Consider the following 26,894-nt stretch of genomic DNA (forward strand, 5'->3'; position numbering starts at 1 on the left):
TTCCTCTAACGCTGAACATTTAACTTAACGGCGTTAACTCAACTGAGCACTGTACTAGGCTGCTGCGGGTGGACGCGACTGAATTGAGTGGGGCTTCCGCCGAGCGGCACGGCGGCCGGTCCGATGCCAGGGCCGGCGCGGTCTGGCTGCGCGCGGAGCCGACCCGCAACCGCCGGGCCACCCCGCTGACCCGGGAACGGATCGTGACGGCGGCCGTCGCCCTGCTCGACCGGCACGGCATCGACGGGCTGACGATGCGCCGGTTGGCGGAACACCTGACGGTCACCCCGACCGCCCTCTACTGGCACGTCACGACGAAGGAGGACGTCCTCGACCTGGCCGTCGACCACATCTTCGGCGAGGTGCCACTGCCGGCAGCCGGCTCCGACTGGCGGGACGACGTACACCTGCTGACCTCGGGGTGGCGGGCGGCCATGCTCCGCCACCCCTGGGCGCCCGGCCTGATCGGCCGGCCGATGCTCGGCCCGCACGTCCTCGCCCGCACGGAGTTCCTCCAGTCGGCGCTGGTCCGCGCCGGCTTCACCGGCCTCGACCTGGCCGTCGTCACCCGACTGGTGGCCAACTACGTGATCGGCGCCGCGCTGACCGAAGCCACCTGGCACCAGACCGGCGACCCGGAGGTACGTGCCGAGGCCCGCCGGCACCTCGTGGCGAACGCCGCCAGCTACCCCACCCTCACCGCCTCCGGGCACCTCGACGATCGACAGTGGAGCGACGACGACCTCTTCCGCCGGGGCCTCGACGTCATCCTCGCCACCCGACCGGGAAGCTGACCGCAGCATCCCGGTCGTCGGACGGACCACCGGCGGCATACGGACCGGCGGTATTCCGCTCGCCTGTCGCGTGGACCGCCGCTACCGTCCGGGGCATGTCCCGCACCATCCGACTCGTCCTGGTCGACCCCGCCGGCCGCCTCCTCGGCGCACTGCCCGACTTCGACGTGCCGGTGCCCTGGTGGCATGACACGACGGCGGTCGTCGCGGGGGCCCGCGCCGCGTACGGCGTCGAGGTGACGGTGCTGCGGCTGCTCGCCGGGCAGCGCGGGCGGCCACCCGGGGGCCACGTCAGTTACCTGGCCGAGGTGGCCGGCCCGGTGCGCGTACCGCTGCTGCCGGCGGAGGCGGTGCAGCCGGCGGCGCATCCGCTGCGCGCGCCCTACGCGCAGCCGGGCGGGCCGGCGGCGAGCCTGGCCTGGGCCGCCGCGCAGCTCGACCGGCTGGGTCGGCCGGCGACCGTGTCGGCCCAGGAGCGCACCTGGAACCTGTCGGCGGTATGGCGACTCGACGGGCCGCACGGCACCGCCTGGCTCAAACAGGTGCCGGTGTTCTTCCGGCACGAGGCGGCGGTGCTGCGGCTGCTCGCCGGCGACCCGGCCACCCCGACGCTGCTCGCCGCCGACGACGAGGGGCGGATGCTGCTCGACCACGTGCCGGGGGAGGACCGCTACGGCGCCGACCCCGCCGAACGCGCCGCGATCGCCGTCGACCATCACGCCCTCCAGGTGCGCACGGTGCCCACCGTCGACGGGCTCGCCGCCGCCGGCGTGCCGGACCTGCGTGGTGCCGCCCTGGCCCGGTGGCTGCGCGCGAAGCTCGCCCCGCACCCCGCCGCCGACCCGCTCGTCGCCGGGCTGCAGGGGCGGCTCGACGAGGTGGCCCGGTGCGGGCTGCCCGACACCCTCGTGCACGGTGACCTGCACCCCGGCAACGTCCGCGCCGACGGGTCGCGGTACACCATCATCGACTGGGGCGACGCGTTCGTCGGTCACCCCGCCTTCGACATCCTGCGGCTGACCGAGCAGCTGCCCGCCGGGCCGGCCGCCGCCCTGGTGGCCGACTGGTGCGCACGCTGGCGGGCCGACGTGCCCGGCTGCCGGCCGGAACGGGCGGTGGCGCTGCTGCGGCCGGTGGCCTGGCTGCGAATGGCGGCGGTGTACGCGATGTTCCTCGCCGGCATCGAGCCGAGCGAGCGGATCTATCACGACCGGGACGTGCCGGAGAACCTGGCGCTGGCGGCGGCCGAGCCGGGCTGACCGCCAGCGCGTCGGGCCCGGTAGTCGTGGGTCGGAGGTCGGAGGTGGACCGTCACTCCGGCCGGTGGCAGACCGCCTCGACGTTGTTGCCGTCCGGGTCGCGGACGAACGCGCCGAAGTAGGTCGGGTGGTATTCCGGCCAGACCTTCGGGGCGTGCAGCACCTCGGCGCCGGCCGCCACCGCCGCGTCGTGGAACGCCCGGACGGCGGCCCGGTCGGCGGCGGCGAAGGCGATGTGCGCCTCGTGGGCCGGGCCGGACGTCGTGGTCGGACTGAGCCAGAAGTCGGGCCGCTCGACGCCGTAGCCGACCACGTCGCCGTACTCCAACAGCCGGCGGGCGCCCAGCGGGGCGAGGACGGCGTCGTAGAAGGCGAGGCTGGCGGGGATGTCGCGGGCCTGGATGCCCAGGTGGTCGAGCACGATGGTCTCCCTCGGGTGTGGTTGCCGGCCCAGGCTAGAACGGACCTCCGACAACGGACCACCGACACGGTCGCGGTCAGGAATGCCGACCGGAGGTCCCGTCCGGGAGGAATTCGCCGGTAGGGTGCCGGGGACCGCCACAGCCAGCAAAGGTGCCGCATGCTCCCCCGCGCCACGTCCGACACTGAACCGCCCGCGCTGATCCTGGAGCGCACCACCGCGCTGGTCGACTACCTGATGGCGGTCCGCGCCCAGCTGGAGAAACCGGTCCGGACGGTGCCCACGGCGGACGCGCTCTGGCAGCACGACCTGCCCGAGCACCCCGACTGCCAGGTGGGCGTCTCGGCCGACGGGGTGAGCTGGCTCCAGGTCGGCCTGCCGGCGGCACCCCGGCGACTGAAGACCCCCGTCGAGTTCGTCGCGCACCTCGCCGACACCCCGCCCTACCCGGCCGAGCCGAGGTTGACCGGCGACGAGGAGACCCTCGCACGGCTGCGACCCCGCTTCGAGCAGTGGCGGGAGCAGGACTGGCGGCCCTGGGCCGAGCAGGCCGCCCGCACCGACCGGGTACGCCAACTGCACCGCGCCCTGTTCGACCTGATGCACCGGGTCGACATGACCGCCGCCAGTCACGAACTCGTCTGGGGCCACGGCGTCATCCGCGTCGACGTCGCCGGCCACCCGGTGCGGTACCCGCTGGTGGTGACCCCGGTCGCCGTCGAGTTCGACGCGGACCGGTCGGTCGTGCGGGTCGTACCGCAGGGGCCGGCCAGGTTGCAGACCGACCCGCTGACCGGCCTCGACGAGCGTTACCTGCGGCAGCTGCTGGCCCTGGCCGGCGTCGGCGGGCAACTCGACCTCGACGTCTGGGCGGACCTCGACCGGCGGGAGTTCTTCGAGCGGGCGCTGCGCCGCCTCGGCCACGACCCGGTGCTGCGCGACGCCGACGCCCCCGCCCCCACCGGCGCGTACGTGCACGACACCGGGGTGCTGTTCGTCCGGCCCCGGCAGCGGATGCTGCGCCGCTTCCTGGAGGAGCTGCGGACCCGGCTGCTGGGCGGCGACACCACCGGCATCGGCGCGCTGGCCGCCATCCTCGCCCACGAGCCGAGCCGGCTGGAGATGCCGCAGGACCAGCCGCAACGGTGGCAGCCGCTGGGGGAGCGGCTGCTCATGCCGCTGCCCACCAACGAGGCGCAGGAGTCCATCGCCCGCCGGCTGGCCCAGCACCGCAACGTCGCCGTGCAGGGGCCGCCCGGCACCGGCAAGACGCACACCATCCGCAACCTGATCTGCCACCTGATGGCACACGGCAAGCGGGTGCTGGTCGTCGCGCAGAAGGAGGACCCGCTGCGGGTGCTGCGCGACGGCCTGCCGGCCGAGATCCAACCGCTCTGCCTGGCGGTGCTCGGCCGCTCGGCCGACCAGCTGGTGCAGCTCCAACTCGCCGCCCGGGAACTCTCCGACCGGGGCGCCACCCTGGACCGTCGCGCCGAGCAGCAGCGGGTCGACCGGCTGCGCCGGCAACTGGAGGAGGCCGAGCGGGACCTCGGGCTCGCCCTGGCCGGTCTGCGCGCGTTGGCCGAACACGAGTCCGCCCGCTACGAGATCGACGGCATCCGGCTGTCCCCCGGCGACGTCGGGGTGTGGCTGCGCGAACGGGCCGACCGGTACGGCGACATCCCCGACCCCCTCGCCCCCGACCTGGACGCCCCGCTGACCGGCGAGGAGTTCAGCGAACTGCTCGACATCGCCCGGCGTACCCGGCGACCCGACCGGGCGCAGGCGCTGCGTCAGCTGCCGACGGCGGCCGACCTGCCGGCCGCCGAGGCGATCCGGGGCGACCGCCACGAGCTGGCCGCGACCCGACGCGAACTGGACCGGCTCGCCGACGCCGGGATGCTGGTCGCCGAGGTGCGCGCCGTCGGGCAGCCCGCCATGGAGCAGCTCGGCGGTCAACTGCGGGAGGCGCTGACCCTGCTCACCGAGCGGGAGGGGGCGTGGACCGACCGGCTCGGCACCCTGCTGCAGGCCGACGCCAACTGGCGCATCCGGTGGGAGGACCACGTCGCCGCCAGCCAGCAGGCGCTCGCCGACCTGGCCACCGCCGCCCGGGTCATCGCCGGACACGAGGTCACCGTCGCCGAGGCCCACCTGACCGAGCCGCGCCGGCTGCTGGCCCTGCTCGACGAGCTGCGGCAGCGGTTCGCCACCGGCAAGGGCGTCAGCAGGCTCTTCCAGGGCACCCTGGCCCGGATCGCCACCGAATGCCGGATCGACGGCGAGATGCTGCGCAGCGCCGACGACGTCGACATCGTCGTCGCGTACGTCACCCGGCGTCGGCTGCGGCAGGCGCTGGCCACCCGGTGGGCGGAGTGGCGGGCGTCGCTCGGGCTGCCCGCCGAGGTCGGCGACGAGCCGGAATACTGGACCGGCCAGCTGCTCACCGCCGCCGCCACCGCGCTGGACTGGGACCGGCGGCGCTGGCCGGCCCTGCTGGGCACCGTCCGCCGGGTGCTGCCGCGCACCGAGCACACCATCGACGTACGCCGGCTGACCGCGCTGATCACCCTGCTCGGCCGGGCCACCGCGGTGTTCGCCCACGACGAGCTGGTGGCCGAGGAACACCGACTCGACGCGTTGCTGCAACACGGCATGTCCGGCGTCGACGCCAGCGACCTGTGGCGGCTGCTCGACCACAGCTTCCAGGGCGACGTCGACGGCTGGGACGCCCTGCTCGACGAGGTGCGCCGGCTCGCCGCCCTGCGCCCCGAGGCGCAACGCCTCGCCCAGCTCACCGACCGGCTGCGACCCGTCGCCCCCGACTGGGCCGCCCAGCTCGAGGACGGCACCGCCGTCGCCCTGCACGGCACCGGCGCGGACTGCCTCGACCGGTGGCGGTGGCGGCGCGCGCAGACCTGGTTCGACCAGGTCGTCGGCAGCGTCGACCCGGTGGCCCTGGGCCGGCGCGTGGACCGCACCCGGGAACGCATCCGCCAGCTCACCAGGGAACTCGTGGTCGCCTCCGCCTGGTTGGAGGTGTCGTTGGCGTTGGACGACCGGCGGCGGGCCGCCCTCGCCGACTGGACCACCGCGCTGCGCAAGATCGGAAAGGGGACCGGGAAGAACGCCGCCCAGTGGCAGGCCCACGCCCAGAAGGCGATGACCGCCGCCGTGGACGCCGTGCCGGTGTGGGTGATGTCCGTCGACCGGGCCATCGAACAGTTCGCCGGGGGCGCGCGCTTCGACGTCGTCATCGTCGACGAGGCGTCCCAGGCCGACCTGTTCGCGCTGCCGATCCTCAGCCTGGCCGAACGGGCCGTCGTGGTCGGTGACGACCAGCAGATCGGGCCGCAGCTCTCCTTCGTCGGCAGCGTCACCGGCCTGATCAACTCACACCTGGTCGACGTGCCGTCGGCCGAGCACTTCGACCCGGAGAGCAGCCTCTACGACCACGCCGTCCGCCGCTCACCCGAGCGGATCCTGCTCACCGAGCACTTCCGGTCCGTGCCGGCGATCATCGGGTTCTCCAGCGACACCTACTACGGCGGCGAGATCGAACCGCTGCGCACCGACCGGCCCGCCGGCATCGGCGACCCGGTCGTCGCCGTGCACGTGCCCGAGGGCGTCCGCCAGGACCTGCCCACGTACGGCAACGTCAACGTCGCCGAGGCCGAGGCCCTCGTCGCGCGGGTCGCCACGATCGTCGCCGACCCGGCGTACGCGGGCCGCAGCATCGGCGTGGTCAGCCTGCTCAGCACCAGCGGGCAGGCCCTCTACCTGCTGGCCCGGCTGCGGGAGGAGATCGGCGAGGAGGAGATGGAACGCCGCCGGCTGCGTGTCGGCGACCCGTACACCTTCCAGGGCGACGAACGCGACGTGGTGCTGGTGTCGACGGTGGTCTCCCCGCACCACGGGCCGGTCGCCGCGTTCACCAAACGCGACCACCACCGGCGGGTCAACGTCGCCGCCTCCCGGGCCCGCGACCAGCTCTGGGTGTTCCACTCCGTGCAACCCGACGACCTGCGCCCCGACGACGCCCGGGGTCTGCTGCTGCGCTACTGCCAGAACGTCACCACCGCCGAGGAGGCGTACGACAACCTGGAGCAGCGCTGCGACAGCGACTTCGAACGCGAGGTGCTGCGGCGCATGCTGCGCCGGGGGCTGCGGCCGTTGCCGCAGTTCCGGGTCGGCTCGTACCGGATCGACTTCGTGCTGCCCGCCCCGGACGGGCGGCGGCTGGCGATCGAGTGCGACGGGGACGCCTATCACGGGCCGGAGCAGTGGGAGAGCGACATGCGCCGGCAGGCGGTGCTGGAACGGGTCGGCAACTGCGTCTTCGTACGCATCCGGGGGAGCGTGTTCAGCCGGGACCCGGACGCGGCGTTGGTGCCGCTGTGGCAGCGGATCGAGGAGTTGGGCATCGGGGGGAGCCGGGTGGCGGAGACGTCCTCCTGCTGAACGACCGCTTCCGGCTGACGCCTCTCCCCGCACTCGCCGCCAAGCCGGGAAACTGACGCGACACGTGATCGTCGCCAAGGGTGTCTGATTACCTGGGGCTATAGCATCAACGCTATGGCCTGGGTAGCGTGGAGCTGGAGCCAGAAGTCCGAGACTGGCTGGAGGAACTGCCGAGCACAGACTTCGCCCGAGTGGCGTTCTATATTGATCTTCTTGCCAGTCGAGGTGTTCTCCTCGGCGAACCTCATACCAGGCAACTGGACGGCAAACTCAGAGAATTGTGCTTCTACCTGGAGCGCAGCGCGGTACGCCTGACGTACTGGATAGCTGGCGAGCGGAGGATCATCCTGCTGACGGTGTTCCGGAAGACGCGGATGCGGGAGGACCGGGAGATCCAGCGGGCTCGCCGGGCGCTTGAGCAGTGCATGACGGAGCGGCACATCGTGACGAGGGGGCAGAACGATGAGTGATCGCGTCGACTGGAACGACCTGCGTGACCGCCGGCTGGCCGAACCTGGAGCGGCTGAGGCGTACGACGCGACCAGGATCGCCTTCGAACTGGGCCAGGAGGTTCGCCACCTGCGCGAGCGCAGTGGCTGGAGCCAGAGTCGGCTGGCGCGAGCTGCCGGAATGACGCAGTCCGCCGTGGCGCGGTTCGAGGCTGGCGGGACGATACCCACCCTGCCCGTCCTGGAACGACTGGCCGGCGCCCTCGACATGCGGCTCGACATCAGGTTCACGCCGAACGCCGATGCGGCCTGAGGATCCCATGGGGACGACCTCAGGCGGCGATGGTGCGGGCCGCCGCGTACAGGTCGGCGGGTAGCGGGGTCGCCAACTCCCACACGATCCGCATCGGCCGTTCGCCGCTGTGCCGCTGGTAGGTCATCGGCCCGGCGTACAGGTAGGCCGGAGCGCCGAGGTCCCGGTCCGGCACCCGGGTCTCCCGGACGAACAGGTGCACGGTCGAACCCCGGGCCGCGTGGTGGATGTACCGCTGCCCGGTGGGGGACAACTCCGAGGTGGTGCTCTGCGACTCCCACTGGAACAGCCGCTCGGTGACGGCCCGGTCGGCGTACATGGTGGTGGGGGAGTAGTGCTGCTCCGACTTGACCAGGGTGACGAAGAACAGGTCCGCCTGCTCGGCTTCCAGCCATTTCACCCCTTCCCGTAGCGACCCGGGGTTGGTCATGCCGAACGCCGCGCACGCCTCGTTGCGGCTGTACCGGGCGTGCACCCGCAGTACGCCGACGGGCGCGGTGACCCGGTGGATGCGCTCCCGCAGCACCTCGGCGACCTGGCGCAGTTCGGCGCAGCGGGCCGGTTCGGCCCACAGCCGTTCGAGGCGTTCCTCCCGGGCGGCCAACAGCGCCTGCGGCCCCCACAGGTCGAAGTGCACCATGTTCCACAGCCGTCCGGCCGGCGGCGGGTCACCGGCGGCGACCCGCGCCAGCAGGTCGAGCCGGTCGACGTCGTCGAGGTGCAGCATCCGGCCGATGGCCCGGCCCAATTCGCGGTCGGCCGGGCCGGGGGCCGAGGGGTCCAGGCCGGCGAGCCGACGCAGCCCGGTCCACCCGCCGACAGAGGCCGATCGGTAGACGTCCTCCACCTCCAGGCCGGTCTCCCGCAGGAACTCGGCGAGGCTCACGTCGCCGAGTTGCCGCAGTTCGGCCACCAGGCCCTTCTTTGACGTGGGCAACGCGGTGCGCAGGTTGTCGAGCACGATGTCCTTGGCGACCCGGTCGAGCTGCACGTGGCAGCCGCTGGGCAGCGACGGGAAGTCCTGCTCGACGGCGGCTCTGACGGCCCGCCGGCTGATCCCGGTCAGCGCCCGCCAGCGCAGGTCGAACCGGAAGTTGGCGTGCTGCCCGCCGATGAAGTCGAGCACCGTCAGGCACGGCTTGTCGTCGTCGAGGCGCAGCCCACGGCCGAGCTGTTGCAGGAAGATGGTGGCGCTCTCGGTGGGCCGCAGCATCAGGATCGTGTCGACCATCGGCAGGTCGACACCCTCGTTGAACAGGTCGACCGTGAACAGCACCCGCAGCTTCCCGGCCTTGAACTCCCGCAGCAGCCGGTCGCGCTCCGCGCGGTCCGCCCGCGAGGTCACCGTCGCCGACGGTACGCCGTGCCGGGTGAACCAGTCGGCCATGAACTCGGCGTGCCCGATGCCCACGCAGAACCCGAGCGCCCGCATCCGGCCGGTGTCCACGGTGTCCCGGACGGCCTTCAGGATGATCCGCGCCCGCGCGTCGTCACCGGTGTAGACCCCGTCGAGGTCCGCCAGGTCGTATCCCTGGCCGCGCCGCCACCGCAGGTGCGACAGGTCCGTGTCGTCGTGTACCCCGAAGTATTGGAACGGTGCGAGCAGTTGCCGTTCCAACGCCTCCCACAGGTGCAGCTCCACGGCCGCGCGCCCGTCGAACCACCGCCGCACGTCGCCGCCGTCGGCCCGGTCGGGCGTGGCGGTGAGCCCCAGCAGTACGCGCGGCGCGAGCCTCTCCAACAACCGGGCGTACGTCGGCGCTTCCGCGTGGTGGAACTCGTCGACGATCACCATGTCGTACGCCTGCGGGTCGATCTCCCGCCGGTGCAGCGACTGGATGGAGGCGAAGACGTGCCGCCAGCCCGTCGGCTCGTTCCCGCCGACCAGCAGCTGGCCGAAGCTGCCGTCCCCCATGACCTGGCGGAACGTCGACAGGCTCTGCCGCAGGATCTGCTCCTGGTGGGCGACGAACAGCAGCGAGTCGACGGTCTTGTTTCGGTGCAGCCGCCGGTAGTCCAGCGCCGCCACCACCGTCTTGCCGGTGCCGGTCGCCATCACCACCAGGTTGCGGTGCCGGCCGTGCACCTGCCGCTCGGCGTCCAGGTCCGCCAGGATCTCCGCCTGGTACGGGTACGGGCGTACGTCCAGGTTGGCGATCTGCGTCGGCGAGTCCTCGCGCCGTTCCCCGCGCAGCGCGCGGCGCAGCCGTTCGGCGTCCCGCCCGGTGTCGTAGGTCTCGAACGCCGGGTCGTTCCAGTAGTCCTCGAAGGTGGCGGTGAAGGTGTCGATGACGTGCGGCTGCTCGACGTTCGAGATCCGGACGTTCCACTCCACCCCGTCGACCAGCGCCGCCTTCGACAGGTTGCTCGACCCGACGTACGCGGTGGTCAGACCGTTGCCGCGACGGAACAGCCACGCCTTGGCGTGTAGTCGGGTGGTCCTGGTCTCGTAGGAGACCTTGACGTCGGCCCCGAGTTCGGCGAGCCGGTCGAGGGCGCGTTGGTCGGTCGCGCCCAGGTAGGTGGTGGTGATGACGCGTAGTTTGCCGCCGCGCTGGATCAGCTCCCGGATGGCGGGTTCGACGATGCGCAGGCCGTGCCACTTGATGAACGCGCAGAGCAGGTCGACACCCTGCGCCGACGCCATCTCGTGGTTGACCTCGTGGCCGATGCGGGGCTGGTGTCTGCCGTTGACCAGCAGTGCGCCGGTGGAGAGCGGGGTGGTGGGGCGCTGCGGGAAGGTCGGCTGGGCCGGGGGTGTGGGTGGGGCGGCGATGGCGTGCAGCAGGTTGCGGGCGTCGGCGATCTGGTCGTGCTGGTCGGTCGCGGCGGGGCTGAGGGTGGCGATGGCCTCGGCGATCCGGTTGGTCAGCTCGACCTGGTGGCGGAGCTTGTCCTCGCCGTTCGGGACGGCTTGCAGGGCACGGCTGACCAGGGCGGCGAGGTGCCGGGTGAGGGGCTGGTGCGAGTCGCCGGGGTCCAGTGGGTGGTGCTGGACGTGGGCCGGGTCGAGGTGGCGAAGATGGGTGGCGAGCTGGTGCGTGATCAGATGTTCATACAGGCCCTGCTCAAGATCCATCACATAAGAAAGATACCGTCGGCTCCATTCGCCGTGGCCCCGTGCTGCATGCCGCCATGCGTCTGTCGGTTCCCCGACACTTCAAGGTAGCCAGCAGCGAAGAAGACCGCTACTTGCATGCCCACTCGAGGTTGCCCTGATCTGACTTCGGCCGGGTGACCTGCGGTCTTCCGCCTAGCAGCCGCTGTCGCTGCACTCGATCAAGCTGCGTGCCGTTCGACTTCTGAGTGTAGAAGCCACGTTAGGGCTTACCTTTGATCAATTCGGGGTCCCAGCCGCAAGGCCCTACGGGTATGGTCAGAGGCCTTGTGGGGAGGCGGTGGACCCGCATTGCCGGACTTGAGATAGCTCTGGGATCGATGCCAGCAAGGGTGAGGGCTTCTGATGTCGCATTTGGATCCGTTCTGACGGTTCATGCCGGCGCCCATTGAACCAGAATGCCTGATATTCAGGCATTCTTCGGATTGCCATTAGGCGAATAGTGTAAACCGCATTCCTGTTAACGGACTGCAGGCATGAAGCAAGTTGAATTTAGTGACGAACTTGTGAGGTAAGCGTGAAACTCGTCGAGGGCAGTAGGGAGCCAATCGACATCCGCACCCGTATGACTAGATCCCGGCTGTATATATTAATCGACTCTTTCGAGAATGACCTTAGGCGGAGCTTCACCCATTATGTCCTCGATCACCTCGACGAGGTGGAGGCGCTCGGCGTAGTTTACTCCAAAGTTAATGATCGTAGAGAAGCTACGGATATCGCCTCAGGCGTCTCTATTGTAGAGTTTTTGCACCTCCAAGAGGCTTACGACCTGCTGAACCAGCATCGCGATTCTCTTCCGGCTGAGCTTGGCAGAGAATTGCGACAAAACGTAGGTGTACTCGCGGAATTGGTGTCTATTCGTAATCGAGTAATGCACGGGCGGCCGTTGTCGCCGGGGGATGCCGAGAAGGCAGTTAGTTGCTGTCGCCTCTACGTCACTCGTTACTGGCAGTCAACCAGAGAGACCTTGGATCATTTAGTTGCGGATCCACAATGGGAGCCGTCCTTTTCTCTCGGGCAGAAATTCTCGGAGAGGATCCTGCATAACCTCCCTCTTCCTGAGTATGACGAGACGGGCCTGATTGGGCGAAATGCAACATGCCAGAAGATATTAAAGCAACTTCTGAGAAGGCGTGAACCGATAATCACTATTGTCGGCGAAGGGGGCATCGGAAAGACCGCGGTTGCGTTGGAGGTTGCTTACAGCATCCTGGATCATCCTGAATCACCTTATGAGTGCATCCTGTGGACCTCGCTCAAGACTGAGCGATTGACTGCTGATGGCGTTATGCAGATCGCAGGCGCGGCGAGGGATGTTACAGGGGTGGCGCAGACTTTGGGGGCGGCAATTGATGAGAGCTTCACGGGCGGAATTGAAGAACTGGCGAACGCTCTGGATGGGATTGATACGCTACTAGTGATAGATAATCTTGAGACTGTTAGTGGTTCTGAGGTCATTGCTCTTTATGACGCTTTGCCTGATAGTGTCACCTATCTTTTCACGAGTCGAATCGGTATTGGTCAATTTGAGAGAAGAGTTCCCCTTGAGCCCTTGAAAGAAAGCGACTCGGAATTCCTCTTCCGAAACTTTGCGCGATCTCGTGGGGTTGAAAGGCTGGCATCGGTAAGTAAGAGTACGGTGCAAGAGGTCGTTGCGCGTCTTCGGCATAGCCCTCTAGCTATCAGATGGTATGTCCTCTCTGTTGAGGCGGGCAGGCAACCCCTCGAAGCCCTTGCCAATCAAGACGAGTTGCTGGCGTTTTGTGTCGAGTCTGTATATAAATCTTTCTCGGCCGATCCCCAGACGGTGCTTGCAATGCTGTTCGCTCTTGATAGAAGTGCAACTTACGACGAACTGGTTGTCTTTGCGGAGATGGGTCCGGATCGACTGCGCCGAGCAGTTCAGTCTCTATTGAGCGGATCCATGGTTTCTCTTGAATCTGACCTTGAGAATCCGCTTGTCTCTCGAGTGCGGTTGACTGAAGCTGCACGACATTTCCTTAGAAAGATCAGCCCTCCAAACGCTGAGATGTTAGACCGGACTGCGAAACAGGAATCTGACTTTCGGAAATCCGAGGAGAGCCGGCGGGCGGATGAGCTGGCTCGGCAGCTTGCACCGAATGTCGTGCGGGTGCGATCGAGTCATGACGCGCCTACGGCGCATCTGCTGCGCCTTGCGCTCCTCGCCTGTAGGCGGAGGAATGTAGAACAGGCGCTTGAGTATATAGCCAGGGCGCGTACGTTGAACCCTGAATATTGGGAAGTGGATCGCGTTGAGGCATTTATTCACTCGGTCCGTGGTCAGGTCGAGCAGGCAACGGCAATGTATCGGTCGGCGCTTCGTCGGGCTGAGGATGAAGAATCAAGAGCAGTTGTTGCCTACTTCTTTGCGGGGCACTTGGCTCGTAAAGCGCATGATCCGGCCCAGAGCTTAGAGTTTGCTGAGATTGCCCATCGTTACTTTCAATCGTCGGACACCAGTCAGCAGCTTGGACTATTCCTGATTTGGTCTAGACGATTCGTAGAGGGGCAGGAGTACCTCGAGGCCGCGCTTGATATGGCCGAGGGGCGGGTCCGATTGATCACGCTCACATCGCTTGCAGAGTCTTGGCGGCGATGGGCTGAGTTTTTAATGGATAATGAACGAAAATACTCAGAAGCAGCCCAAAAGGCTTACGCGGGGTTCAGCCTGGGTGTCAAAGAGCTTCAATCGGGGGTGGTGGATAATAAGTTGGCAGCCGCAGTTCTGGAAAGCGGCTCAACTTTTATTCGAGCTGTTACGGCTAGTGGTATATCAACTAACGATTATGGTCGGCAGTTGGGTGAGATATTGCGCCTTGTTGCGTCGCATGAAGCGCTTTTCAGAGACACGGCACCTTGGAGACATTTCCCGGGTTATGTGGGAAAGCTATACAGGGGCGTCGGTTTGGACGATCGAATCCGTGGACTCTGTGAGCCGCTCGTCATGGGCGGTGAGCGTAGTCGTAGCAGTATAGTGGAAGTCGGAGAGGTGAAACTAGGAAAGGTGTGTCAGTGGCGGCAGACCTACGGCTTCATTGAGCATCAAGACTATCCAGATAACGTCTTCTTTCCTGCTACCGTAGTCGATGATCTTGCTCAGCGTGGAGAAAGGATTGATCTTACGGGTAGATATGTCAAGTTCGTTGTGGAAGAGTCGCCCGGTTCGGGTAGATTGCGTGCAAGTTGGGTATCTCTTAGTGTGTTGGATGAAATATAGACGGATTGCCGATTTTCTAGCTGCCGGTGCTAGTAGGTCAAACTGAAAGGCAGTAGAGAGAGTCGTCGATTCGGATGACCACCGCCGTGCGCCTAGTACGCAGCCATGGATCGTGATCACGGTTCGATGAGGCCTGTCGTCGTAGTGGCTGGTGATGCATCTGGCTTGCTGGCGGCATCGGCGGATTGACCAGTGCAGCGGTCGCAGCATCGAGGGTCGGGCGGCCGGGGCGGGGATACCGTTTGCCATGAGCCTCGTCACCGTCGTGCCGTCCACGGCATGGCAGCCCGCCGGTGACCACAGCCTCGATCATGCGGGCCGCTAGTTGAGTTTGGTCGCTAAGCGCACCCACTCAGCTCAGGAGGCTTCCTTGCCGGTCGACTTAGCTAGGATCTGTCGGGTCGAACCAGAACGTCGTACAGGGGAGCGCCGTTCCAGCTTGGCTGGAGCCTAGCGATCTTTTGCCAGCCCCATGAGCGGTAAGCCGCTTGGGCCACGAGGTTGTCGGGATCGGCGAGCAGAGTCGAACGATCCTCGGCCCGGTTGTTCACGAGTTCGTCGTGTAAGGCCCTGCCGATGCTGCGATGCTGCCAGGCTGGATGTACGAGTAGCTCACTCAGGGCGAAGGTCCGCAGTCCGTTCTCCTCCGTGAAGCCAGCGGGAACGGGTTGCTGGATACCGGCCCACCATCGCGTCTGTGCGGACAACGGGAAACCGTAGGCGTATCCGATCAACTCGCCCTTAGTCGTCGCCGTGACGAGATCCCATCCGGACGCCTGCATGTGCCCCCCGAGTTGACGGCGGTAGCGGTCCTCGCCGTGGAACTCGCCACCGTCGGGATATACCGCTAGGTACAGGGCTACCAGGTCATCGACGATCCGCTGTGCCTGGTCGGCATCGTAATGGCGTAGCTGTAAATCCGTGCTCATTGCCTCACCGTCTGATCATAGGCATCGACGAAATTGCGGGCTTCTGAGCTAGCCCGGCGATGTTGGCCGACCTTCTTTCGAACCTGCGAAAGAAGGCGGTTCACCCGACCCGAATTCATCTGGCTCAGCGCGAGCAGAGCATCCTGGCCGTGGTGAGCGGCTCCGTTGAAATCTCCTTGGCGGTACATCGCGTCCGCGAGCTGGACCGTGTAGTATGCGTGGTTTCGCCGGAATACCGGAGACGGGCTCGTCGTGATGGTTCGAAACGAGTCGGCGGCGCGATCCGGCCGGTTCAGGTCGAGATAGGAAAGCCCTGCGATGCCATCTAACTCTTGTACCGTCACGAAGTGGAGGAATGCGAGGTCGTCATCGCTGGTTCCGTGTTCGAATGCATGCCTGGCCTTGGTTAGCTCGCGGGTAAAGCCGGTCGCATCCTGAAGTGCAGCATGGGACCGGGCAGCGCGTAGGTGTAGGAGGGTAGTCAATCGAGGCGTGGCCCAACCGGCGGATGATCGGAAGGCGGCGTCCGCGCAGTGTAACGATTCGCTCGGTCGGTCGTCTCGTATCAACAACATGGCAAGGCAGGACAGGGCGCGCACCTCGGTTTGGTGGTCATCCGCCATGCGAGCACGCGCGATGGCCTCGTTGAGGTAGGGCCTCGCCTCCGACCGCCGGTCGGCGTCTATGGCGAGCCAGGCGGCCTCGACGGAGAGATCCGCCAGTGCACTTTGGAGCGCGTTGCCCACCTGCCTGCTGTAGGTAGCCTTCGCCGCCCAGAGGGACATCCGGGCGTGTACCTGGCCCGCTACGTCGCAGAGCGCGTTTGCTCCGACCGCCGCATCGACCCGTCGCAGCTCTTCGACCAGTGAGCTGGCGAAGAGCACATGCTCCAACTCGATGCTTCTGGGGACATCCGACTGCGTCGACATCAGACCGAGGTAGCCGGTCGCGCCGAGTCCTGCGAGCGTAGCCAATGTGTTGAATCGTCGTCGGTCCGTAGTGCCACCCCCAGTGTCCGCCGTGATTGATGCTTCATCCGCAGCAACTGCTTCGCTGTCGATCCTGTTTGTTTCACCGACGCCGCGACCACGGCTGGGCGGGCGTCTGCTGCCGGGAAGCTCGAACCAAAGGTGCCCGGCTGGTATCCGCAGGAGTTGCGCCCAGTGCGCCATCCGGTCCAGATGTACCAGCGGCGGGCCGTTCTCCACTCGGCTCAACTGAGCCTGGGTGATCCCCATCCATCCCGCCACCACGGTCTGCGGCAACGAATGTCGACCGTGGTACGGATGGCACCGGTACGCCCGGATGACCTGGCCCAGATGACGTGACGCGAGCGCCTGTCGTACCGGCTGGTGCTCCCAGAAGGAAGCCGGCACTTCGGGTGGCGCGCTGAGCCGGTCGCGTTCGGCGGCCTGGCAGGGCGTGCAGCGTCCGCTGTCGTTGTCGCGGGCGAGTCGTCCGCCGCAGCGTGGGCAGTTCGCAGATGTCACCGGCAACCTCGCCAATCGCGGGCGGCTGAGTCCGAAGTCGAGCGTATCCATTCAACCCGCTCCGTGCGGGATCGGTATACGCAGCGCGCATATCGAGGACGCTCACGCTTCTCAGCCCGCCGGGTTCCTCGCGTGCCGAAGGCAGTCGACCACGGTCGCCCAGCGGTCGGGCATCATCTCGTCGCCGGGACGCAGGAAATCGTCGTATCGGTTGGCTGAGTAGTCGGCTGGATGCGGAGCGCGCATGATGCTCACGATCATCAGGGCATAACAGAACCCCTGGTCAGCAGCGATGGTCGACCGCATGGCCCGGGGCGGGTGCTGGGCTCCGGGGCGTGTCGACCCGAACGACGCGACCTCGTCCCCGCCCGCCCCGGCGCCCGTCACCCTTCCGCCGAGAAACAGGGGCCGCAGACACCATGAACACCGCCGTAACAGACCTCCCCGTCCCCGCCACCGACCAGGAGGAAGAAGCGCACACCCCGGCCCCGGGTCGGCTGTCCGATCGTGCGCAGGTCACGCCCGAGGGCGGTGCGCAGGCGTGACCCCTGAGGAGATCGTCCACCGCTGGTTGCGGCTGGTGACGGCGGACGCGGAGCTGTCGCCGTACCTCGTGGGGGTGGATCGGGTCCGGCTTGCCGCGCACCTGACGGCGAGCGTGACCGCCGCGCTGGCCGGGGAGCCGGCGGACGCCTGGGGTGGGCTCGGCCTGTCCGAGGAGCAGCATCGGCGCATCGGTGACTACCTGGTGGGAGTGTGCTGGGCGGCCGACCTGCCCGACGAACGGATCGCCCAGGTGCGTCGGGCGGTGGCCCGATGAGCGCGGCCGGTGACGGCGTGCCGGCGAGGGTGATCGGTCACGACCGGCCGTGCCCCGGCATCGTCATCCTGACCCTGCGTCCCTGGTCGCGGTTGCCGCACCGCCCCGGCCAGGCGGTTCCCGTCGAGACCCCACGGCACCCCGGTCGCTGGCGGTGGTACTGCCCGGCCAACGCACCCCGCCCCGACGGCACCGTCGAGCTGCACGTCCGCGCCGTGGCCGCCGGCACCGTCTCGGGCAGCCTCGTCCACGAGGTACGCCCCGGCGAGCTGCTGCACCTCGGCCCGCCCCGCGACACCGGCCTGCACCTGCGCGACGGCGACCTGCTGCTGGTGGCCGGTGGCACCGGGCTGGCCCCGCTGCGCGCCCTGGTCGAGCAGGTCGCCGCCGCCCCCGACGGCCGCCGGGTCACGCTGGTCGTCGGCGCACGCACCTTCGTCGAGCTGTACGACGCCATCGCCCTCGACAAGCTCCAGTGCGCCCACGACTGGCTGACCATCGTGCCCGCGTTCTCCCACGACCCGCACGCGGAGTCGGCCGGGCGGGGTGACGCGCTCACGGTCGCCCTCGACCACCTGCGCCCCGACCAGGTCGTCTACGTCTGCGGACCGCCTCCGATGCTGGCGGGTTCGCGACTGCGGCTGCTCGCCGCCGGTGTGCCCGCCGACCGCATCCACCTTCCGCACCGGATTCCGGCGTCAGACCGTGGAGCGGGAGGGGCTTCTCCGCAAACGTCTTCCTGACATTCCGGTCCTACGTTCCCCGTCATGACATTGAAGCCAACCCCCGGTCTGCGTCGTCGCGTCGGCGTCGCGGGAGCGGTCACCGCGCTCGTGACGACCACGCTGACCGGGCTCGCTCAGCAGCCCGCCACCGCCACGCCCGGCCCCGTCGCCACCCACGCCGTGACCGTCACCGCCGCCGAACGGCAGGCGGTGCTGGCGTACTGGACGCCGCAGCGGATCGCGGCTCTGAAGACCCCGTCGGCGCAGGTGCCGCCCGTGGCGAAGCCCGACGGCGCACCCTGGACGCGGGCGGACGCCGCGTCACGGACCGTCGGCAGGCTCTTCTTCACCGACCACGGTGAGGACGCCAGCTGCACGGCGACCGTGCTGGACAGCGCCAACCGCAGCACCGTGGTGACCGCCGCGCACTGCGTCAACAACACCGACCTCATCGGTGAGGACAACCAGTGGTCGCGCAACGTGCTGTTCGTCCCCGGCTACGCCGACGGCCGGGCCCCGTACGGCAGGTTCGTCGCCCGGCTGTCGGTGGCCCCGTCGACGTGGCTGCTCAACGACCAGATCGAGAGCCTCTACGACTCGTACGACCAGGCGTTCGTGGTGCTCCACCCGGACGGTGACGGACGCCGGGTGCAGGACGCGGTCGGCGCCGCCCAGCGGATCGGCTACGACGTGCCGGGCGCGCGGGTGGTGCACCAGTTCGGCTACCCCCGGGCCAGTTCCGACGAGGCCCGCGAGGGGTTGCCCGAGTACACCGGTGAGCGCCTCGCCTACTGCGCCGGCCCGGCGGTGGAGCAGCAGGCGACCGAGGAGTGGCCGGAGCCGCCCGGCCAGTGGGGCACCGCGTGCGTGATGGGCGGCGGCTCCAGCGGCGGCCCACGCTTCGCGAACTTCGACCGGCACACCGGGCTCGGCACCGTCGTCGGCGACAACTCCCACGGCTATATCCCGGGGAAGCGCTACCTGGTGGGTCCGCAGTTCAGCACGGCGATCACCCGTCCGCTCTTCCAGCGGGCGCAACACGGCTGAGCCGGGCCGGGCAGCCCATGCCGTCACGGGCGTGGGCTCTCTGCCGTAGTCAGCCGCCGATCAGGCCCCATGACCAGCTGCGGCGACCAGTGCCAACATCTGCTCGGCGAGGCCGGGGGTGATGGACGAGCCGAGGTGGTGGGCGCTGCCGTCGTGGTCGAGGACGACGGCGCCCGCCTCCCGCGTGGCCGTCCCGCCTCCCGCGTGGCCGTGGCAGCGGCTGCGCTACCGGCCGGGCTAGGCCGTCGCCGTCAGCACGGCGCGTAGTCCCGGCCGGTGGCGCCGGTATTCCCCCGCCAACGCGCCCCGCCTCGACGGTACGCGTCACCGACCCCACCAGCAGGTGTACGTGTGCGGTCCTTCCGCCATGATCGACGATGCCCGCCGCTGGCCGGGGTGTCCGCCGACCGCCTCCACCTGCCCGGGTGATCCGGGTCGCGCCGCTGCATCCACGAACGCGATGAGGCGCTCGCTGAGAAACGGCGTGCCACGAGTGCCCTCCGCGACCGGCAGACCACCCGAGCCGCCTGACGCCAGGGCTACCACTTCGCCGCGCGGCTCAACCGACGAAGCCGACCCGGGAAGCGGCCCGGCTCAGGTGGACCTGAAGCCGGTCAGGCCGACGACGCGGCCAGGCGGGGTAGCAGGCTGGCGGACTGCAGACGCTCGTGTGCGGTGGTGACGTGCGCCGGGGTGAACAGGCGTGCCTTCCGCCCGTTCCACGCCCGGACACGTTCGATCAATTCGTCGAGGTCGCTGGTCGGAGGCTCCACCTCACCGGCGAAGTGCACCGTGGCGAGTAGTTCGAGGCTGTACGGAGACTCGAATCCGTCCATCAGCGCAGCGATGCGGTCGAGCGCTTCCGGCATCCGGTGACCGGCGGCGAACCACGCGGAAACGGCCTCGCTGGTTCCGCCGGTGAGGTGGATGGGACGCAACTCCTCGACCCGAGAGGTCCGGTCGCCGAAGCCGATCAGGTAGTGGCCTTCGAGTCGATTGAGAACGTGGTTGAGATTCTCCGCGTACGGCCCGTAGCGGCCCCGGGTGAAGGACAGGCGCAGCGGTTCTCCGAAGACCTGGAGGAAGTAGGCGAGTTTCTGGATCTCCAGGTTGGTGATGCCGTCCCGGGGCTCCAGCGCGCGGGCGCGGTCAAGATAGCGTTCGATGGCCCGCAGCAGGGTGGCGCGTCCTGCGGTCAGCGCCGGCTTGGCGGTGGCGACCGGCATGTCCACCGGCTCGGGAGCGCCCTCCGGAGGGAACACCAGCACCTGGACGTCGGGCAGTTCGGCGAACGCCTGCTCGATCATTGGTCGGACCACGTCCCAGTCGAGCCCACCGTTGCCACAGCCGAGTGCCGGTAGCGCCACCGAGCGGATCCGCCGTTCCCGGACGACCCGGACGAGATCTGCGAGGCCGGATTGGATGTCGGACAGCTTGGATCTGGCCTTCCAATGCCCCTTCGTGGGGAAGTTGATCACATAGCGGCGGGTGCCGAGTAGGCCTGAATCGAATACGAACATTCTGCCCAACTGGACACTTTTCGCCGCACAGGCGGCCCGGTAGGCCGCGTAGTTGGCGGGGAAGGCGCGCTTGAACTGGAGGGCGATCCCCTTGCCCATCACGCCCACCGTGTTGACGGTGTTGACCAGCGCCTCGGCGTCGGCGGTGAGCAGGTTGCCATGGCTGACGACGATCATTCGCGTACCTCCCTCCGGGTGTAGCCGTAGTACCAGCCTGGTCTGACAACGACGTACGGGTTGATGATGCCAGCAGAACGGAGGAGCCGCCTCAGCTGTGTCTCCCGAGCCTTCGTCCGTACTGAGTAACCGACGAGCAACTCCAGCGGGAACTCCCGGTGTACCAGCAACTCGGCCATCCGCCGTCGCATCCGGTCCTGGTCCTCTGGAATGTTGTTCCAGGAGACCTCCCGCATCAGCGGCCAGTCGACCATCGAGACAAGATCGTCAAGGCTCCCGGAGAAGCGGGTGAGCGCGGAGGCGCAGTTGCCGTCGCTGACCACCCATGGCAGCCCTGCCCGGTGTATGCGGTCGACCGAGCTCACCAGGTATACCAGTGGATCGTCACCATCCGGATACAGGCCGATCTTGCCGGCCTGGTGATCCTTTGCGATCCGGTACATCATCGGCGAACGGGGCGCGAAGTAGAACGGCACGTAGTCGGCGACGAACCCGCCGGGTGGGCAGGTCACCTGCCTGGATCGTCGACTGGCCTTGATCTCCACCGACCCCACCTCGGTCACCAGATGTCGGCCCACAGTGCTGTCCGCGATGAGCCTTCCCGTTCCCAGAATCGCCGGCAGGTTGTCGACGTGGGTGAAATGCATGATCCGGGCTTGTCCGGGTGGACGCCGCATGTCCATGCTCAGTCCAGATCATTCGGGTCGATCCGGGCCGTCACCCCCGCATGTTCGCCGAGCAGGTAGAGCAGGTTGGAGCCGTCGATCAACTCCAGCGGCTTACCCGAGGCGAACTCGTACGAGGCCGGTGCGTAGCCGCTGGTGGTGACGAGAATGCCCTTCGATGCGCCCTCGTTCTGGAGGGTGCCGAAGAGGTCCCGTACGGCGGACACGTCGACCGTGTTGCGGTAGCGCTTGGCCTGGATGACGACCTTGCCACCGAAGATGGGGCGCGGGTCGAAGGCGACGCAGTCCACGCCGCCGTCCCGGGACGGGCGGGTCTGCTTGGTGTCCAGGCCCATCTTGGCGAAGAGGTTCTGGATCAGACTCTCGAACTCGTTCGGGGTCAGCCTGAGCAGATTGGGCCGCTGGTCCAGGTCGGCCAACACGTCGACCTCGTCGATGAACCGCTTGTCGACCATGTCGAACTCCAGCACCGGCCGGACCGGTGCCAGCTCGGCGGGCCGTTTCGACACCGAGGCGTTGAGATGCGTCAGGCAGGCGAGCGGCTCGACCAGGCGCAGGTTGAGCGCGGTGAAGGTCTCGCGGGTGGTCCGCAGCGTCACCAGGCACGGCTGGACTGAAGCGCCCGTCCGAGGATCGGTCGTGTCGACGATGCCGTTGAACACCACCGTGTCGACGAGCTTGGACCGGTCGGCCTCGAACAACTCGTGCACCGTCCGCAAGGTGACCCGGGCGACGAGGACGGCGTACCGCTCCTTGATCTCCTTGCTGGGCCGCGCGGTGGTGGTGGTCTCGTCGCGGGACTTGACGTAACGGTATTCGCGTACGGCAGGGATCACATCGAGCGTTGGCAGGTGATACTCCACCACCAACTGGCGGGATTCCGGAACGTAGGCCAGCCGGTAGTGCTGCGGGAAGTCGTCCGGGTAGACGGAGTTACCCAGGACCATGCCGAAGTAGTCAACCACCGCAGCCGGCTCGGCTGCGGCGACGGCCGCCGCGAAGCGGTCGATCTCCGCGTTGTGCGCGTTCACCTCCGCGTCGACCTTGGCGCACTTCTGGAGATAGCGCTGATGGGCGGCGGCCAGCTTCCGTTGACGTTCGGCCTCGGCGGCGCCGTGTTCCGCCTGTGCCTGCCCGAATGCCCGTTGAGATGCGGCGAACTGCTGCTGGTACCTGGCCTGGCCGCCGAACATCTTGCTGAGGAACCCGGGCGGGACCGGCACGAACCGCTGCCAGTCGGGCGGTGTCAGCGGTACCCCGAGGTTGCCCGGCTTGAACGGGGCGTGCTCAGCCGACTTACGCAGCCGGCGGAAGTCGATGTAGTCATCGACGTCGAGGGTCGCGGCCAGGAGATTGTCCAGGTCGTCGAGGTGCGCCTGGAGGCCGGAGTTGTCGGCGGCCACCTCGGCCATCCGTGCCTCGACATACAACCGCTTGCGCTCGCGCTCGTTGGCGACGGCGGTGCGCTGCGCGGCTTTCAGCGCGCGTTCGGCGTCTCGGCGAAGTTGCTGGTGGTGGCGGTGTGCGGCAGCTTGCGCCTGCTTTTGGGCGCGCACCTGTCGTGCGTGCGCCCGCTGCATCTCCTGAAGGATGCCCACGTGAGTCCTATGTGCTGCGAGGGATGACGGAGCCGACACCATAGCCAGCAAGCGACTGATCGGACACCCTGCGCATACGCGACCACGCGCATGGGGGCATCAGATGACTGTTTGCTCCCGGCTTGTCGACCAGTACGGTCCGATGACCGACAGGATTCACCGGCGTGCGATGACCGTGGTGGATGTCCTTCCACCGCACAACCGCCCAGGCTGTGACCCGCTCCGATCCGCAAGGGCCGGTGGGGTGAACCCACCGGCCCTCAACGGAACCGCCGTCAGTGCTGACCGGTGGCCGGACCCCCATCGGTCGGGTCCGGCCAGGGGTCGACGGTGGCGGCGTCGAGCTGTGCGTTGAGCTGCTCGGTCAGGGCCGTCTGCTCCGCGCTGAGCATTTCGGGCCGGTGCCGGTCGAGCAGGTCCTGCGTCACCCGCAGCGTCTCCAGCCGCAGCGACGGGCCGGTCAGCCCCGCGAACAGGGCGCGGGTCGACGCGTCGGTGTCCGCGGAGGTGACGAAGCCGGGGGCGACCATACCGGTGAGCCCGTGCCGGGCCCGCCCCTCGGCGATCTCGGTCCAGGCGTCGGTGACGTGCCGCCAGACGCCGGTCACCGCGTCCTCCACCGCCAGGTGCAGCTCCTGCCAGGCCTTCTCGTGCTTGGCCAGCTGCTTCTCCGATCTGGCCTTGAGTCGGTCGTAGCGTCGCGTGACGTCCCGTCGGCGCAGGCCCACCCGCTTCGCCCGGTCGGCGGCGGGGTTGTGCGCGCCGGCCTTGAACGCGATGGCCGACACGCTGAGCAGCACCAGCAGACCGACCAGCGGCCACTTGAGGTCGGTGTTGAACAGGTGGCTGCCGCGTAGCTTCGCCCACAACGCCAGCACCCCGACCACCAGCGTGGCGAAGCTCACCGGCAGCACCCAGCTCGGCCAGGGCAGCTCGCCCGGCTGCCGCTCCTCGTCCTCCGGGCGCCACATCACGAAGACCCGGCGGAGCAGGATGCGCCATCCCAGCTGTCGCCGCCAGCGCCGCCGTTCGGCCCTGGCCCGGTGCCGGAACAGCGGCACCCCCAGCCAGTAGCCGGCGAGGGTGAGCGCCATGAAGATCCCAGCCCCCGGCAGGAACGCCACCCAGTATTCGACGGACCCGCCGCTGTCGAGGGCGTCGCGGAACGAATCGGCGAGGAAGACCGTGTCGTAGACCGCGCTGAGCAGGATCACCGTCCATACGAACGCCGGATGCTGCCAGCCCGGACGGTACCGCCGGTCCTCGACGCCGTCGGCGGCGTGGTCCGACTCCACCTGTCGTTCCTGGCGTGCCGCCGCGCCGAGTTCCCGCTCGGCGAGCAGCACCTCCAGCCGGTGCAACCCCAGCTTCGCCCGGTGCCAGGCGTCGACCATCCGGTCGCCCGCCGTCTTCAACCGCTGGTGGTACGCCGTCAGCGCCTCCTCCGCGTCAGCCTTGGCCTGGACCAGGCGGGCCGACTCGGTGTGTGACAACTGGTCCGGCCGGTACGGCTCCGGCGTGGCGACCGGCTCGGCGAACCGGTTCGCGCCGAGGGTCAGCAGCGGGGGGCACTGCACTGAGGGGTAGCGGCGGCCGTTGCCGCTGTCGTGGTGGCGTACGAGATTGTCGGTCATCGCTCATCCGCTCTCTGTGCTGATCACGATTTCGACCCTTCGGTTGCGCTGCAGGCAGTCCTCGTCCCAGGCGCCGCCCGGCCGCTGCTCGGTCAGGCAGATCCGGCCGGTCTCCCCGGCGCCCCTGGTGACCGGCGTGGGTAGCCCGAGGCCGTGCAGGACCGCCCCGACCGCTGCGGCCCGGCGTTCGGACAGGTCCTGGTTGTGGCGGTCGCTGCCCCGGGAGTCGGTGTAGCCGACGACCTCGACCCGGGTGACCTTGTCCTCGCCGATCTCCTTCCTGATCTGCCCGAGCCGGGCGATCCCGGCCGGCCCCACCTCGTCGGAGTCGGTGGCGAACAACGCGGCCGACGGCACCGGCCAGACGGTGCCGTCCGGCTCCGGCAGCGGCGGTCCCCCCTCGGGACGGAAACTGACCGGTGGGTCGGTGGGCGACTGGCCGGCCCCGCCCCCCGTCCCCCCGGACCGCACGGGCACCGGGGCGGTGGAGACCTCGCAGGAGGCCGCCTGTGCCGCCGCGCAGAGCCGTCGCCAGTACTGCCGCAGCCAGGCCAGCTGCCCGGTCTCCGGAATCGGCTGGCCCTCGGCGGGATGCCCCACCCCGAGCATCACCAGGTGGGTTCCGGCCAGCTCGGTGGGCCATCCGGCGCGCGCCGGACAGTCCCGGACGGCGGCTTCGATCATTGCCGCCCCACCGGCCGGGGCCCGGCTGAGGTCGGTGCAGCCGACGGTGCCCAACCCGTCCGTGGCGATCACCACCGTCCGGCGGGCCTCGCCAGCGGGGGCGGTCTGTCCACTGGCGACACCCAACGCGCCCAACACGTCGGTGCCGTCGGTACGGGCCGGCATCCGCGCCGCCTGGGTGACCGACCTGTGCAGGCAGGACTTCGTCGCTTCGCGTTCCAGCCGCTGGTTGTTGGGTCGTGTGCTGGTGGGTGCGGTCGCCCGGTCGCGGATCGCCCAGGCGACGGTGGACGCTGAGCCGTCGAAGGCGCCGATGGAGACCACGTCCCCACGGTCGACGGCGGCAGCCACCTGGGCGTCCACCTCCGCCGCCCAGTCCGGTGCCGACCCTGCCCCCCGGGTGGACGCCGAGACGTCCAGCAGCACGGCCGTGCGGCCCACCCCGGTCGGGGCCGGAGACCCGGCGGCGGTCACGCACGGGTCCGGCGGCTCGTCCTCGCCGCCGCATCCGGCACCGAGGCTGAGCGCCGCGACGGTGACCGCCGCCAGCGTGACCCGGCCGAGCGTCGTGCCCCTGCTGTGCCCGCTGCCCCGGCCAGCCTTCCCGACCGGGCCGGACCCGTCGAGCACGCCGAGCACGCCGGGCCCGTCGATGCGGTCGGGGCCGTGGATGCGGTCGGGGCCGTCGGTGGGGTCGGGCCTCATGACTCGGCCCCGGATTCGACCGCCGCGATCGGGAAGCCGCCCTCGTCGAGGTGCATCTGCCGGCGCAGCGTCTGCAGGGCCGCGTCGTAGGCGCTGGCGAACTCGTAGAGGCCGACGTTCTCGTGGTCCTTGCTGGCCTGACGCAGCACGTCGACCAGCTGCACCGCGCTCGCCCGCCGGTGGTTGACCAGGTTGGTGACCACGGCCGAGACGGTCGGATCGGCGAGCTGCGCGGCGTACGCCACCATCGCGTCGTGGCCGAGGGTGTCGAACAGTTGCTGCCAGCGTCGCGCCACCTGCTCGAACCGGTCGGCGCGCAGCAGGGCCAGCGTGGTGTTCGCCTCGACGTCGAGTTTGCGCTGCTCGAACGGCAGCAGGTGGTCACGGACCCGGGGGTCGGGCAGCACCCGCACCTTGGCCCGGCACCGCACCATGCCGGCGGCGCCCCGGTAGCACCACTGCGGGTTGAGCGCCTCCTGGATCGCCTGCTCCGCCTCCACCGACTGGTAGGGCGAGAAGTTCCGCGCCACCTCCCAGATCCGCTCGCGGACGGTGTCCCGGGCGCTGGCGGTGAACTCACCCGCCTCGGCGACGAGGTCGTGGTAGGGCAGGAAGGCGGACCAGACCAGTGTGGTGTGCACCTGGAACTCGTAGACGTCACCCTGGCAGAGCGCGGTCAGCAGGGTGCTGTCGTCGGTCGGTTGGTAGGTGATCTCCTCGTCCCTGGTGACCTGCCCCCGTGGGGTGCCACGGAACCAGTCGACCAGCCGACGCCACAGACTGCGCCGGGCGACGGTACGGCCGGATGTCGGGATGCTCACGGGTT

20 protein-coding genes are annotated in these 26,894 nt (G+C 68.7%); 9 read left to right on the forward strand and 11 right to left on the reverse strand.

Translation table 11 applies throughout. From position 1 onward, the window contains the following. Positions 1-68: 68 nt before the first annotated feature. Together AB0K25_RS12395 and AB0K25_RS12400 are read left to right on the forward strand one after the other, a co-directional pair. The gene (locus AB0K25_RS12395; RefSeq protein WP_219467557.1) at positions 69-794 is read left to right on the forward strand and encodes a TetR/AcrR family transcriptional regulator C-terminal domain-containing protein; all 726 of its coding nucleotides are present in this window, start codon (positions 69-71) and stop codon (positions 792-794) included. A gap of 95 nt (positions 795-889) precedes the next feature. Then, the gene (locus AB0K25_RS12400; protein ID WP_363820038.1) at positions 890-2,053 is read left to right on the forward strand and encodes a phosphotransferase; all 1,164 of its coding nucleotides are present in this window, start codon (positions 890-892) and stop codon (positions 2,051-2,053) included. A 52-nt stretch (positions 2,054-2,105) separates the two neighbouring features. On the opposite strand, the gene AB0K25_RS12405 is transcribed toward AB0K25_RS12400, so the two are convergent. Beyond that, the gene (locus AB0K25_RS12405) at positions 2,106-2,474 is read right to left on the reverse strand and encodes a VOC family protein (RefSeq protein ID WP_219467563.1); all 369 of its coding nucleotides are present in this window, start codon (positions 2,472-2,474) and stop codon (positions 2,106-2,108) included. Positions 2,475-2,633: 159 nt separating this feature from the next. On the opposite strand from AB0K25_RS12405, the gene AB0K25_RS12410 reads away from it, so the two are divergent. The 3 genes from AB0K25_RS12410 to AB0K25_RS12420 all read left to right on the forward strand — a co-directional run bounded on the left by AB0K25_RS12410 (position 2,634) and on the right by AB0K25_RS12420 (position 7,697). Next, on the forward strand, positions 2,634-6,935 hold the full coding sequence (locus tag AB0K25_RS12410) for an AAA domain-containing protein (protein WP_363820041.1): 4,302 nt from the start codon (positions 2,634-2,636) through the stop codon (positions 6,933-6,935). Positions 6,936-7,063: 128 nt separating this feature from the next. Further along, entirely contained in the window at positions 7,064-7,405 is a 342-nt protein-coding gene (locus tag AB0K25_RS12415) for a type II toxin-antitoxin system RelE/ParE family toxin (RefSeq protein ID WP_363820044.1), read from the forward strand. After that, positions 7,398-7,697, forward strand: coding sequence for a helix-turn-helix transcriptional regulator (locus AB0K25_RS12420; RefSeq protein WP_219467572.1), 300 nt, complete (start codon positions 7,398-7,400; stop codon positions 7,695-7,697). Before AB0K25_RS12415 ends, AB0K25_RS12420 begins: the two co-directional genes overlap by 8 nt. A gap of 19 nt (positions 7,698-7,716) precedes the next feature. Here the strand turns inward: AB0K25_RS12420 and AB0K25_RS12425 are convergent, their stop codons facing one another. Further along, positions 7,717-10,779: a DUF3427 domain-containing protein gene (locus AB0K25_RS12425; RefSeq protein ID WP_363820047.1), complete on the reverse strand. Its 3,063-nt coding sequence runs from the start codon at positions 10,777-10,779 to the stop codon at positions 7,717-7,719. Between the two features lie 601 nt (positions 10,780-11,380). Between AB0K25_RS12425 and AB0K25_RS12430 the strand changes: the two genes are divergently transcribed. Continuing rightward, positions 11,381-14,053 carry an NB-ARC domain-containing protein gene (locus AB0K25_RS12430; RefSeq protein WP_363820050.1) on the forward strand — a complete coding sequence of 891 codons (2,673 nt, stop codon included), beginning with the start codon at positions 11,381-11,383 and terminating at the stop codon, positions 14,051-14,053. A gap of 386 nt (positions 14,054-14,439) precedes the next feature. Here AB0K25_RS12430 and AB0K25_RS12435 read toward each other — a convergent pair whose 3' ends face one another. The 3 genes from AB0K25_RS12435 to AB0K25_RS12445 are packed head-to-tail and all read right to left on the reverse strand — an operon-like array spanning position 14,440 to position 16,733. Then, entirely contained in the window at positions 14,440-14,982 is a 543-nt protein-coding gene (locus tag AB0K25_RS12435; RefSeq protein ID WP_363820053.1) for a GNAT family N-acetyltransferase, read from the reverse strand. After that, positions 14,979-16,523 carry a hypothetical protein gene (locus AB0K25_RS12440; protein ID WP_363820056.1) on the reverse strand — a complete coding sequence of 515 codons (1,545 nt, stop codon included), beginning with the start codon at positions 16,521-16,523 and terminating at the stop codon, positions 14,979-14,981. Before AB0K25_RS12440 ends, AB0K25_RS12435 begins: the two co-directional genes overlap by 4 nt. Before the next feature lie 60 nt (positions 16,524-16,583). Further along, a complete protein-coding gene (locus tag AB0K25_RS12445; RefSeq protein ID WP_363820059.1) occupies positions 16,584-16,733 on the reverse strand; it encodes a hypothetical protein in 150 nt (49 codons plus the stop codon). A gap of 280 nt (positions 16,734-17,013) precedes the next feature. Between AB0K25_RS12445 and AB0K25_RS12450 the strand changes: the two genes are divergently transcribed. Genes AB0K25_RS12450 through AB0K25_RS12460 form a run of 3 tightly spaced genes read left to right on the forward strand, consistent with a single transcriptional unit; the run spans position 17,014 to position 19,064 of the window. Beyond that, positions 17,014-17,292, forward strand: a complete 279-nt coding sequence (locus tag AB0K25_RS12450; RefSeq protein ID WP_363820062.1) for a hypothetical protein — start codon at positions 17,014-17,016, stop codon at positions 17,290-17,292. Continuing rightward, positions 17,289-18,035, forward strand: coding sequence for an FAD-binding oxidoreductase (locus AB0K25_RS12455; protein ID WP_363820065.1), 747 nt, complete (start codon positions 17,289-17,291; stop codon positions 18,033-18,035). The genes AB0K25_RS12450 and AB0K25_RS12455 overlap by 4 nt, the downstream gene beginning before the upstream one ends. Before the next feature lie 24 nt (positions 18,036-18,059). Further along, a complete protein-coding gene (locus tag AB0K25_RS12460) occupies positions 18,060-19,064 on the forward strand; it encodes a hypothetical protein (protein WP_363820068.1) in 1,005 nt (334 codons plus the stop codon). Between the two features lie 614 nt (positions 19,065-19,678). Here AB0K25_RS12460 and AB0K25_RS12465 read toward each other — a convergent pair. The 6 genes from AB0K25_RS12465 to AB0K25_RS12490 form a co-directional block, all read right to left on the reverse strand. Next, complete coding sequence (locus tag AB0K25_RS12465) at positions 19,679-20,761, reverse strand: macro domain-containing protein (protein WP_219467589.1); 1,083 nt, start codon at positions 20,759-20,761, stop codon at positions 19,679-19,681. Beyond that, the gene (locus AB0K25_RS12470) at positions 20,758-21,408 is read right to left on the reverse strand and encodes a DUF4433 domain-containing protein (RefSeq protein ID WP_219467592.1); all 651 of its coding nucleotides are present in this window, start codon (positions 21,406-21,408) and stop codon (positions 20,758-20,760) included. The genes AB0K25_RS12465 and AB0K25_RS12470 overlap by 4 nt, the downstream gene beginning before the upstream one ends. A 38-nt stretch (positions 21,409-21,446) precedes the next feature. Continuing rightward, a complete protein-coding gene (locus AB0K25_RS12475; protein WP_308291031.1) occupies positions 21,447-23,003 on the reverse strand; it encodes a restriction endonuclease in 1,557 nt (518 codons plus the stop codon). Between the two features lie 317 nt (positions 23,004-23,320). Beyond that, positions 23,321-24,679 (reverse strand): hypothetical protein, encoded by a 1,359-nt coding sequence (locus tag AB0K25_RS12480; RefSeq protein WP_219467598.1) that lies wholly within the window; start codon positions 24,677-24,679, stop codon positions 23,321-23,323. 3 nt (positions 24,680-24,682) lie between these two features. Then, positions 24,683-26,068, reverse strand: coding sequence for an OmpA family protein (locus AB0K25_RS12485; protein ID WP_219467600.1), 1,386 nt, complete (start codon positions 26,066-26,068; stop codon positions 24,683-24,685). Further along, a complete protein-coding gene (locus AB0K25_RS12490) occupies positions 26,065-26,889 on the reverse strand; it encodes a hypothetical protein (RefSeq protein ID WP_219467604.1) in 825 nt (274 codons plus the stop codon). The genes AB0K25_RS12485 and AB0K25_RS12490 overlap by 4 nt, the downstream gene beginning before the upstream one ends. Positions 26,890-26,894 lie beyond the last annotated feature (5 nt).

The organism is Micromonospora sp. NPDC049257 (assembly GCF_040678915.1).
Classification (GTDB): domain Bacteria; phylum Actinomycetota; class Actinomycetes; order Mycobacteriales; family Micromonosporaceae; genus Micromonospora; species Micromonospora antibiotica.

Coding starts and splice junctions, on each gene's coding strand:
- AB0K25_RS12400 (WP_363820038.1), top strand. CDS start 890: ATGTCCCGCACCATCCGACTCGTCCTGGTCGACCCCGCCGGCCGCCTC.
- AB0K25_RS12410 (WP_363820041.1), top strand. CDS start 2,634: ATGCTCCCCCGCGCCACGTCCGACACTGAACCGCCCGCGCTGATCCTG.
- AB0K25_RS12420 (WP_219467572.1), top strand. CDS start 7,398: ATGAGTGATCGCGTCGACTGGAACGACCTGCGTGACCGCCGGCTGGCC.
- AB0K25_RS12430 (WP_363820050.1), top strand. CDS start 11,381: ATGACTAGATCCCGGCTGTATATATTAATCGACTCTTTCGAGAATGAC.
- AB0K25_RS12435 (WP_363820053.1), bottom strand. CDS start 14,982: ATGAGCACGGATTTACAGCTACGCCATTACGATGCCGACCAGGCACAG.
- AB0K25_RS12440 (WP_363820056.1), bottom strand. CDS start 16,523: ATGGATACGCTCGACTTCGGACTCAGCCGCCCGCGATTGGCGAGGTTG.
- AB0K25_RS12445 (WP_363820059.1), bottom strand. CDS start 16,733: ATGATCGTGAGCATCATGCGCGCTCCGCATCCAGCCGACTACTCAGCC.
- AB0K25_RS12455 (WP_363820065.1), top strand. CDS start 17,289: ATGAGCGCGGCCGGTGACGGCGTGCCGGCGAGGGTGATCGGTCACGAC.
- AB0K25_RS12460 (WP_363820068.1), top strand. CDS start 18,060: ATGACATTGAAGCCAACCCCCGGTCTGCGTCGTCGCGTCGGCGTCGCG.
- AB0K25_RS12465 (WP_219467589.1), bottom strand. CDS start 20,761: ATGATCGTCGTCAGCCATGGCAACCTGCTCACCGCCGACGCCGAGGCG.
- AB0K25_RS12470 (WP_219467592.1), bottom strand. CDS start 21,408: ATGCATTTCACCCACGTCGACAACCTGCCGGCGATTCTGGGAACGGGA.
- AB0K25_RS12480 (WP_219467598.1), bottom strand. CDS start 24,679: ATGACCGACAATCTCGTACGCCACCACGACAGCGGCAACGGCCGCCGC.
- AB0K25_RS12485 (WP_219467600.1), bottom strand. CDS start 26,068: ATGAGGCCCGACCCCACCGACGGCCCCGACCGCATCCACGGCCCCGAC.